Annotated in this window: 11 protein-coding genes; 4 read left to right on the forward strand and 7 right to left on the reverse strand. The window is 58.3% G+C overall.

What is annotated here, in order from left to right:
• On the forward strand, positions 1-222 hold a 222-nt coding region (locus DRB19_RS27565; protein WP_114189178.1), incomplete at its 5' end, for an alpha/beta hydrolase.
• On the opposite strand, the gene DRB19_RS30640 is transcribed toward DRB19_RS27565, so the two are convergent.
• A complete protein-coding gene (locus DRB19_RS30640; RefSeq protein ID WP_114189179.1) occupies positions 203-484 on the reverse strand; it encodes a putative quinol monooxygenase in 282 nt (93 codons plus the stop codon). The genes DRB19_RS27565 and DRB19_RS30640 overlap by 20 nt on opposite strands.
• A gap of 141 nt (positions 485-625) precedes the next feature.
• Between DRB19_RS30640 and DRB19_RS27575 the strand changes: the two genes are divergently transcribed.
• Positions 626-892 carry a DUF7696 family protein gene (locus DRB19_RS27575; protein WP_114189180.1) on the forward strand — a complete coding sequence of 89 codons (267 nt, stop codon included), beginning with the start codon at positions 626-628 and terminating at the stop codon, positions 890-892.
• Between the two features lie 133 nt (positions 893-1025).
• Here the strand turns inward: DRB19_RS27575 and DRB19_RS30645 are convergent, their stop codons facing one another.
• Positions 1026-1163, reverse strand: a complete 138-nt coding sequence (locus DRB19_RS30645) for a hypothetical protein (protein WP_170148952.1) — start codon at positions 1161-1163, stop codon at positions 1026-1028.
• A 921-nt stretch (positions 1164-2084) separates the two neighbouring features.
• Here DRB19_RS30645 and DRB19_RS27585 point away from each other — a divergent pair.
• Positions 2085-3014: a dihydrodipicolinate synthase family protein gene (locus tag DRB19_RS27585; protein WP_245439870.1), complete on the forward strand. Its 930-nt coding sequence runs from the start codon at positions 2085-2087 to the stop codon at positions 3012-3014.
• A 123-nt stretch (positions 3015-3137) separates the two neighbouring features.
• On the forward strand, positions 3138-3299 hold the full coding sequence (locus tag DRB19_RS30420) for a hypothetical protein (protein WP_162815914.1): 162 nt from the start codon (positions 3138-3140) through the stop codon (positions 3297-3299).
• Positions 3300-3503: 204 nt separating this feature from the next.
• On the opposite strand, the gene DRB19_RS27590 is transcribed toward DRB19_RS30420, so the two are convergent.
• From DRB19_RS27590 to DRB19_RS27605, 5 genes are all read right to left on the reverse strand, one after another.
• The gene (locus DRB19_RS27590) at positions 3504-4025 is read right to left on the reverse strand and encodes a hypothetical protein (RefSeq protein ID WP_114189182.1); all 522 of its coding nucleotides are present in this window, start codon (positions 4023-4025) and stop codon (positions 3504-3506) included.
• A 39-nt stretch (positions 4026-4064) separates the two neighbouring features.
• Complete coding sequence (locus DRB19_RS27595) at positions 4065-4721, reverse strand: hypothetical protein (protein ID WP_114189183.1); 657 nt, start codon at positions 4719-4721, stop codon at positions 4065-4067.
• Between the two features lie 256 nt (positions 4722-4977).
• Positions 4978-7080 carry an acyltransferase family protein gene (locus tag DRB19_RS27600; RefSeq protein ID WP_114189184.1) on the reverse strand — a complete coding sequence of 701 codons (2103 nt, stop codon included), beginning with the start codon at positions 7078-7080 and terminating at the stop codon, positions 4978-4980.
• 790 nt (positions 7081-7870) lie between these two features.
• Positions 7871-8008, reverse strand: a complete 138-nt coding sequence (locus tag DRB19_RS30650; protein ID WP_170148953.1) for a hypothetical protein — start codon at positions 8006-8008, stop codon at positions 7871-7873.
• A gap of 726 nt (positions 8009-8734) precedes the next feature.
• Positions 8735-9028 (reverse strand): hypothetical protein, encoded by a 294-nt coding sequence (locus tag DRB19_RS27605; protein ID WP_114189185.1) that lies wholly within the window; start codon positions 9026-9028, stop codon positions 8735-8737.
• Between the last annotated feature and the right edge of the window lie 1178 nt (positions 9029-10206).

The following is a 10206-nucleotide window of genomic DNA, read 5'->3' on the forward strand; positions in this document are numbered from 1 at the left end:
GTGTCGCAGGATGACCGGGCGCTGGCTGTCTCCCGGCGGGTGTGGGGCAGCGAGGCTCGCCTGGGCGCCATCAATCCGGATCAAGAGCCCTACCGGACGCAGTTGGAGCAGGCGAACGTGACGGTTCTCGACCTCACCAAGCTCAAGGCGGGTGACGCCCTCAATCACGGCAAGTTCGCCGAGAGCCCCGAGGTCGTGCAACTCATCGGCCAGCGCTTTTGATCTCAAATGGATCAACGAAGAGATCAGGCGCTCGCTGACTCAAGGCCACAGCGACCTTACCGGCAAGATGAGCATTCCGGGCAGCTTCGTCCGGGAAAGCGTCAAAGATCGCAAACGTATTGTGATCAAACCGCACAGCATACCAAGTTGTCGTGCCGGGCTCCTCCTCAACGAGGGGCAAGGCTGAACGGAGAAACTCCGCAGCTTCTTCCTCTTTCCCTGCCTTGGCTTCCAAGGGCACATATAGAGCGAGCTTACTCATGCCGGGATCACTTTCGTTGCAAGTTAGGAACCGCTGGAACGGATATGGAGCAATCACCAGCGATACCTAGACTGATGCAACTCCTGCCGCTGCAACCCCAGCGCAACCCTCTCTTCACCCCTTCATGCCATAACTCCCGGCATGAGCTACTCCCGCGATACCACCGCCCTCTCCGAGATCACCGGCCAGCCTGTGAGGACCTGGTCTGAGGAATGGCAGCACGAGTGCGAGGCCCGTACCGTCTTGGCCATGTCCAAGGCCGAGCGGGAGGCTTTCTTCAATGGGTCCACTGATGAGGATGGGAAGAGGAAGGAGCGCGGCATCATCGCCATTCGAGGCGCCGCCGCTGCGGAGATCCTACGAACCAATATACAGAAGTTGCAGGACGCCCTTGCAGCCAAGAAATAGAACCCGGTCAAGTCCAGAGCAAGGGAAGTGCAACCCTAGGCTTGTCCGGGAGTACCGGCAGAGGACCGAGCCGGCTCAGGACAAGCGAAGTCAGCGGCCTAAGGTTCCTCGCAGGCTCACGGTCCTGAGAGCATTATCGTTGAGCAATTGTCAAAGTGGGGGCCCAGAGTCCTGGGAGGAGCGGTGCCGCCACGATGCCGCCAATGAGGGCGAAGGCTGCCACGATGAGCCCGACCTGCCCATACCAGGCCAATACGTCCTTGCGGGTCATACAAACCCCCTCAGGCTGTTGCGCCCAAGGAGAACGTATTCGGCCGGTCTCAGGTTGCCAATGGCCCAGCTTGATCAAGGACAAGGCGCGCCTAGGAAATCACCCTCAAAGCCTTATGGTGTAAGGGTTTCAGGCATGATTAGACATTGAGGTGTATCACGCAACAGCGTTGCCGGTTACGTAGGTTACATGGACGTGTAACCACCAAGTATATGATTTCATTGCGGTAACTCAGGTTACTCCGGTTACTCACTAAAAACAGAAGTCACAGGTTACATGTGCATGCGTGGGTGGGCATGGAAAGGCGTCACCATCTCGAATTTAGGCAGGCAGTCGGTACCCCTGCGCAAGCCTACGCACGAAGAAGCTCCCCCGCCGGTGGTGGCCAACGAGGGAGCTAGTCCAGGAAGACGTTGATCAAGGAGCGGATCCCATGTTGATCCGCGCTGCCAGATTGCGTCCTCTGCCAAGTCGCGTCCTTAAACCAGATCAAACGTGGCGGCAGGTTTCGCCGCGATCGGCCCACAAAAAAGCTCCCTCGCTGGCGGAGCCGGAGAGGGAGCAGGTTCAGGGAGCTTCCAATGCGCTCCTCGGAGGAAGATCGAAGGGGCGCGGTGTGATCGTCCGGGTGAACCGTGGCGGGATTCCGCCGGGATCGCGCGCGAAAGATGTCGCCAGTATTCATACCCACGCCGAGGCCTCCGCTGGAGCGGGTTTGACTGCACAGGCGCGGCGGGGTTCCATAAGCTGGCTTGAACACTTCCCGAATACGCTAAATCGCGTTCCATATAGCGTGTTCTGCGAATTACGAGGATCTTGTGATACAGGTCCAAGGCGCTTGGCCTCGGCTTGGCTGTGGCCGGGCGCCCTTCAACCTGATTATTGGGATTGTGCAGGACTGCGCCTGCTTCTGGCTCGCACATGATGACCAAACATAGAACTTCGAAGCTGTTCAGCGGCCTGTCGGCTTTTCCTCTGACTCCAACCGATGCGGCGGGGCATTTGCAGGCTGACGTGCTTTGCCGCTTCCTTGAGCGCATCCATGCCGCAGGGGCCGACTCCATCGGCCTGCTCGGCAGCACTGGCGGCTATGCCTACCTGAGACGGGAGGAACGCCAACGGGCCGTGCGGGTGGCGGTGGAATGTGTTGGCGGCAAGACACCGATCATCGTGGGTGTTGGCGCGCTCCGGACCGATGAGGCGCAAACGCTCGCCCGTGATGCCAAAATGGCGGGTGCCGATGGTTTGTTGCTGGCCCCCATGTCCTATGCGCCTCTCACGGATGAGGAGGTCTATCAGCACTTCGCAGCTGTGGCCGAGGCAGGCGGGCTGCCCTTGTGCATCTACAACAATCCGAGCACCACAAAATTCACCTTTAGCGATGACCTGATTGCACGTCTGGCAAAACTCCCGAACGTGGCAGCGGTGAAAATGCCGCTCCCTGCGAATGGAGATTTCGCGGGCGAGATAGAGCGGCTGCGGGCAATTACCCCCGACAGCTTCGCCGTTGGCTACAGCGGGGATTGGGGCGCCGCCGACGCCCTGCTGGCTGGCTGTGACGCCTGGTACAGTGTGGTTGCGGGCCTTCTGCCCTCTCCGGCTTTGGCCCTCACGCGTGCGGCACAAGCGGGCGATAGTTCGGCAGCTGCGCGCATCAACGATGCTTTTCGACCGCTTTGGGAGCTGTTCAGGGCGTTTGGCAGCTTCCGCGTGATGTATGTGATGGCAAACCTTCTCGGTCTCGCCAGGATCGAGCCGCCGCGCCCGATCCTGCCGTTATCTCAGGAGGCCCATAGTCGCGTGGAAGAGGCTTTGCAAAACTTGAAGAGTGTAAGCAGCTCCATTCCATAAACGTCCTTCCGCGAAATCCGCGATGGGGCTCTCCTTCGAGTTCCATACTGCGCGTTATGCGAAATTCGTGGTTCCTTTCGCTCAAGCCGCATAATCTCTGCAGCCACGAGCATAGAAGGGCGCATGGACGATCTGATGAGGTGGGCGTGCAGCCTGCTCGGCTTTTCCGGCTGCTATGGGTTCTCGCCGTGGGAAATGCTCCTGTATGCCAGCGGCTTCACACTCATAGCCTTCTTTGTGGGGTTCTTGGTCGTTGCCTTTGTGCTCGGCTGGTTCACCCGCTAGCCGTCCTCCGCGGTTAGCTTGCGGGCAAAAAAACGCCCCAGCCGAGGGGAGTCGATGGACCCTCGGCCAGGGCATCATCCAATACCTGGGGGCAGTGGATTGGTCGGGCTGGGATGCTACGCGCCCGGTGCAAGCATCATGCAACGGCCAAGGTAAATAATCCGTGGACGTCGGCGTGCCGTTCCATACTGAGTGTTCCACGAGTTACAGACCCTTGCGTGCGAGCAGTTTCGCGGCCTTGGCAACTGTGAGAGGGCGCGGAGGGTGGACAATCGGGAGATCGGGCAGCCGACGGGTCAGAACCCCGTTTATGCGGAGTGCCTGATCGACCCTGGACTGCAGCTCTCGTGCGGCCTCGTGCAGTTTATGAGCCGGCAAGGCGGATCTCCGTCCGGTTTTGATGTATCGCGCCTCCGTGGGCTTGTCGAAGTCACGGGCTGCATCACACACGAGCCATACCCGCTTTCCGATCAGGAGTCCTCGCTGTTCCGCCGCATCCGCGAGGGTGGCCAGATGGTGACCATAGGATCGGCTTCCGAGTTCTGCCTCCTCTATACCCTGGAGCCTCAAGTAGGCTTTCAGGAATAGTTCGATTGCATGGAAATACAGGAACCGCACCGGGGCTTCATAAAACCCACCGGCTGGCTTCGGTGCCGCGCTCAGGGTGGCGGCGTCATGCAGGTAGGCATGGGCAAGGTGGAACCATGCCAACGGTGTTTCGCTCAATGAACTCTCCAGCATCTCGGATCGGAGCAGCGGTAAATCCTACCGGGAGACCTCTGCGATGATGGCCGCTACGATCCCAAACGGCAGGAAGGTACCGAGGGGCCAGAGCAGGATGCCCACCAAGAGCGCACCCAGAAGTGAAAGCGCAATGGAGATCACGCCGATTTGCTCGCCTTGACCTCGCCGCTCGCGGATCTCCCGCCAGCGACCAACCGGGCTAGCAACTGGCGGGAAGGCGAACCAGAGCCACCCTTTGAGCATCGCAACGATGGCCCCCGGCACTTGTGGCACCCACTCATGCGCCCGTTCCATGAGACCCACGACCAGACTGGTGAACATCATGGCTACCGGGACCCACCAGTAAGGGACGGTTTGAATGGCATCTTTAAAGCGAACGCTGCTATCCATCCAAATCATCGCTGCGAGGCCCAAGACCACGACGTTTCCGATGATGCCAGGCCACAGGAGGAAGAAGTGGAGCCATGGTTGGCGGTCGGTTCGCGCTGTCGCAACTTCGGTACGCATGGCACCGAAGAGGCGCGCAATGCCCCAGATGATGAAGCAGCCGACCGAAAGGACGGCCCCTATGGTCATAAGGGTTCCGATTCCGCTCAGGACAGCGGCTGAACCAAAGAGCATGACGCAGAGGATCGCTGCGAGCAGGAATACGATTGCCCCGTTATTATCGTTGTTCATGTCTCTGCCCGCCCCGACTTTGGCGGGAGGATAATCCTGTAAGGCCCGCTTACGCCAGTGTCGTCTGAAGATCCCTACAACCTCGCCGGCGTTTGACCCGTGCCACAGCCTAACTATGAGCGGTGGATGGCGCGCTACGATGCGGCCGAGGAGATGCTTGATGGACGGCTTGTCATGGCGGCGGCGCGGCTGATGAAGCGGCTCTAGCCAAGAGATTTCGATTTAGAGATCATGTCTGAGTCCTGGGGCCATGGCATCAGCGTCCCGCTGCCCTGCTATGGATGCCAAGACGAGCGTCCATAGCTTCAGTAAAAGACGGAAGCAAAAGCTTGTTGCCACTGCCGCTGATGTGGTCGCCATCGAGAAACAGGGGCTGACCGTCGCGCCAAGCCTGGCATTGCTCTTCAGGGCAGAGAAGTGGGTATGGATCCCAGACGCTGACATCCGGCACCTGCTGAGCAATTCTTTCAAAAGCCTGAAGCACCGGCTGACGGAAAGCATCGAGTAGGCTTCGCGGCACTGAGAATCCTGGAGCGCAGATGGGATTGGCACGGTTGAACCAGTCAGCACAGCGGAACGGTGGTGCCTCGAAGACAGGCTTCGGTCCTTCAAGGACAATGTGAACCCCGCGTTGGGCAATGTCGCGCAGAGTTGCCACCGCAAATGCGACACTGCGCCGGCGTCCTGCATCGGCACGTGCGCCAAACATCTGGCTCCTTGCCTGCTCTTGGCCGAAGTAAATCCACTGGTCGGAGAAGCGCGGCAGCCGCAGGGATGGCAGAAAGAGCACGTCGCCAGGCCTCAGACGAGTCTGCAGGTCGGAGAGGGCAGCGTCAGTGTAGTGTCGGCACCTTGCGTCATCGAGGTCCCGCGAAGGCTGTAGGCTGATAAACGGACATCCGCCATTGGTGTAGGCATAGATGCGGGTCGTCCTGTGAATAGCGTACTGCTTCAACAGGCCTTCATAGGCCATGGCGTGAGAGTCGCCGATAACGTAGATGCTGGAGTTGCTGAGCTGCCGTGGTTGAACACAGCCTTTGGGGCTGTAAATCAGCAGCCGGCCGCCCGCGATGGTCTGTCGTTCAGGTTCGGCATTGCAATCCGGATCTTCCACGTTGGTGGGAGAGACGTGGGGGTACCAGATTTCCGGGTTCCGGCTGACGGTGCTGAATGAAAGCCGGTGCTGATTGTCGGCTATGACTTTGGCTCCCAAGCTCCCAACGGTGACGACCAATAGGCTACCAGCGATTACCGCTCCTTGTGGGATGCGGCTCAAGCCCCTGCCGTAACGAATGGGATTTTCTACAAAGCGCCACGAGGCAAGGGCAAGGACAAACGCGAGTGCAATGGCTAAGACGCGCGGCAGCAGGCTTTCCAATCCCCAAGTCCAACGAAAAAGGACGAACACGGGCCAGTGCCATAGGTACAGAGAATAAGAAATTCTGCCGACGAAAACTAAGGAGCGGTTGCCGAGCAGGCCATGCAAGCGTTTCAATTCAGGATGGTGGTGAAGACTCCAGATTACACCGAGAGTGCCTATCACGGCAGGCAGCACGCCAGGAACCGGAAACCGAGTAGATGCCGATACGGCAAAGGCAGCGAGGATCGAGAGCAGCGAGACTGCGCCAAATATACCACGCACACCGCTAGCGTGTTTGGAGGATATAATCCGCTGCGAGCTGTGGCTAATTAGCTGGTAGAGCAATACACCGGCGGCTAGTTCCCAGAAGCGGCTTGGTGTGAGGAAATATGCTTGGACAGGACTGGCTTGGCTCTGCCACCAGCCCCAGCCTAGTGATGCTAGCAAGGTGCCGGCGACGAGGGCAGCGGACAAGGCCCGCCCGCGACCGCCTCTCGTCCAAGCCAGGAACAGAAAAGGGAAGACCAGATAAAATTGCTCTTCTACCGCCAGCGACCAAGTGTGGGTGTAGGGATTGAAGTCGGTCGTTGGGGCAAAATAGTCGCGGCCGCTCTTGGCAAGGGCGAAGTTGCTGAGGCCAAAGAAGGCATAGAGGCCAGTCTTCTGGTTCTCCGCACTGAGCCAGGAGGGCGGGATCAACAGTCCTGTCAGAACGGCAGTGACCAGCAGACATACGATAAGCGCAGGAGCAATACGTCTCAGACGGCGCGCATAGAAAAACGTGAGAAACTGCCAGATGCCTTGTCCCTTGAAGCTGGCGATGGAAGCACTGACAACGAAGCCGGAGATGACGAAAAACACATCTACTCCGACGAACCCACCGGGGAGCCAGGGGCCATGGAGGTGGTAGATGAGCACCGACAGGACAGCTAAAGCCCGCAAGCCATCAATATAAGGGTAGTACTGGGCGCGTGGGGCCAAATTTGAAGACAAGAGCATACCTGGTCTCAATATGTGGGGCGCAGGCGGGTCAATCTTGCATTATCTGTGTTGCCGCGCTTTGCCTATCGCCGGCGTGTACGTTCTCAAGCTAGAGGCCGCCTCACTGATTACGTTAAGTTTATGTGGACCTTAAAGTTTAAGGATTGGAGAGGCTGCGAGGTGAGCCGCCGTGCTAAAGTGACGCTTCTCATAGGATTTAGATAAACAGGTCGTCCTGTGCTTCGTTCGAGCGCGGTTCTCTTCAACATACGCCACTATGTTCGCCAGTTGGCACGCTTGGGGCCGCAGGGTTGCGTATGCCTCGCAGTTCCTCGATCCAATCGGGCGGGCATGGCGACTGAAGGCAATGCCGCGACTTATCGGAGGCGAGGATCCGGGCGAGTGGGATCTGCCGCCTAAGTCAAAGGGCTTGGGGTAGGTGACCTACGAGCGGTGGGTGGTACGCTACGATGGAGCTGAGGATATGCCGGATGCGCAACTCGTCATGCTCACACGCCGCCTAGAGACGCTCTACAATACCATGTCCTGACACGTCGTTTCTCGATTGCAGGTGGGTCGAGCAAAGCTGGCTGTGATGCCGCTCCAGCTGCAGAGAGCCAGGATCCGTAGTGGCAACGAAAAACCCGCGAGGGGGGTTCTCCCTCGCGGGCTTTCTCAAGGGCCAGAGGTTCGGTCGGGAGACGTCCCTACAAGCCTTTGAGGAGCAGAATGTATTCTGCTGTTCCCTTGTCAGGCGAGAGGCCACAGCGCCGCAGCTCGGCTTGGCCTCTCATATCCTGGAACGGCCTTACCGCTGCGCAATCGTCAGAGTGGGAACCCAGAGTCCCGGAAGGAGCGGTGCCGCCACGATGCCGCCAATGAGGGCGAAGGCTGCCACGATAAGCCCGACCTGCCCATACCAAGCCAATACGTCCCTCCGGGTCATCGAACCCTCCAGGCTGTTGCGCCCAAGGGGAACGTACTTGGCTGGTCTCAGGTTGCCGATGGCCCAGCTTGAACAAACACAAGTCGCGCCTAGGGGATCAGTCTCAACACTATATGGTGTAAAGGTTTCAGGCAGGATTAGACGCTGAAGGGCATCACGCAACAGCGTTGCCGGTTACGCGGGTTACTAGGGTAGGTAACCGCTAAGTGATTGATTCTGTTTCGGTAACTCAGGTTACTCCAGTTACGCACTAAAAACAGAGTCACGGGCTACAGGCGCATGCGAGTGTGTATGGAAAGGCGTCGCCAGCACTAATTGAGGCAGGTAGTGCGGCACTGAATATCCGGAATATGCGAGGCAATAGCATAGTCAGATCAATGCTAACGACCCTAAATCAGGTTAGGCTGAGACGGTTGTCTCTCCGCGTGCCTCCTGACTCCATGAAGGTCCCGCTGCTGGCGCCTCCCTCTCAAGGCTCGCCTGCTGAAGGAGCATTCAATGCAGGACATCGAGAGCCAGATCGAAGAGAATTCCAACGGTGCCGGAGGGGAGTCATTATACAGGCTCACCAACGGTCAGGTCTGGAAGTAATCTCGCACCTCTATCAATATCACTATGCCTATCGACCGCAGGTTCGCATCGTTCGCGAGGTAAACGAGTACGTCATGCACGGCCAGGGGATGAGCAACGGCATCCCCGTTCGCAAGATCAGGTGAGCAACCCGCCTCAGTTCAACGACTGCTTGGGCGCTTTGACGAGAGGGAACAGCTCATGCATGCGCTCGGTCGCTGCCTGTGTGGCTGCTGCAGTCCACAGCTGCACCAGCTCAGCGGCCATGCCCTTGGCTTTGAGCTTCTCGGCCTGCTTGTCGATGTGCTGGAGCACTACCCTGATATGGCCGTAGTGTGTGTCTTGAGGCGCAGCAGCGTCACCAAGCGATGAGCCTATCTCTGCAGCCCGACGGCCATACTGTTCACCGGCCTGGCGCGCTGCTTCGCGGGCTTCGGTGATAGGGCTCATCTGCTTCCTCGCGCGGGTGTGCTACCGTTTCGGGGTTCGTTTGGCTGTCAGAACGAACTACTCACCCTCGCGCGCAGAAACTCTCGCTTTGAGACCTTGCAGGAGAGGCTCTGACAACTCCGTCCCCGCATCCTTGTTCCGGCAGCCTTTTGTGCCGCCAAGCACGCCAACGCGGACGCTGAGGGTTTCGCGGGATCTGCCGCCTCTCCTCGCGCGTAGACGCTACATTCTGTTCGGAGGAGCAGCGGATCCCATAATGATCCACGCCTCAGACTGGACCCTCTGCCACGTCCTTAATCGAGGTTAAGTGCGACGGCAGATTTCGCCGTGATCGTGGCACTAGAAAATAATAAAAAAGGCCGCACTCAGTCTTTATAGCTGAGTTTGCGGCCTTCATCCCGGATCTGCCCCGCGATAGGGAAGTTTATCTTCTAGAGCGACTTTTATTCTTTTGGCAATCGCTTAACTATGCTTACGGGGTATAAGCTAATACTAACGAGCTAGCAATAAGCCTTTTTGCTCAGGGCATGCGGAAAAGTGGACCTGGTTTTCCGCATCGAACGACACACCGCTTCTGAAAGAGCATCGGATGGATCCCAAACGTGGATGCCACTTTTGGGTCCGATATTCGAGACCGCGCGCATCAGGGCAGGACTTTGGCTGCAAAGAGTTCATTCCTGATGGAACCAAAGCAGCAGGATCGCATTATCTTGGCTCTCCGGCGCATTCTGCCCCGCGACCGGCACCTTGGAAGCGCCCCCTTGTGGGGCGCTTTCTCTTTGCCTGCAGGAGCTGCTCAGGGAGCCCACGTCTGGCTCGGTGCACAAATCTTTTGCCAGTATTCCCGTTGATCGTAGCGGCGTCTCGGGAACTGGTTTGATTAACGCTTTACGCAGTTGGCGCTAAGCATAAACCCGAAAACGTCGGAATACGCTGAAACGACGCGGGATCCGGTTCCATAAACGACCTCCCGCGAAGGATCTGTGTAAGCGCAATATAGAGCATCGGACGAGAAGTCGGATCCGATGAGGTCTGCATCTCAGCCATCCTGGAGCCATGCCGAAGCCGCCGGTGGCGCGTCCACTTAACGGTCCGATGCTCTAGAGATGACACCCCTCTGCAAAGTTCAAATGGCACTCTCCTGCTTTTCGGGGCTGCAGGAGGACGTGCCGTATGAC

The sequence above is a fragment of the Microvirga aerophila genome (assembly GCF_003332305.1).
Lineage (GTDB): Bacteria > Pseudomonadota > Alphaproteobacteria > Rhizobiales > Beijerinckiaceae > Microvirga > Microvirga aerophila.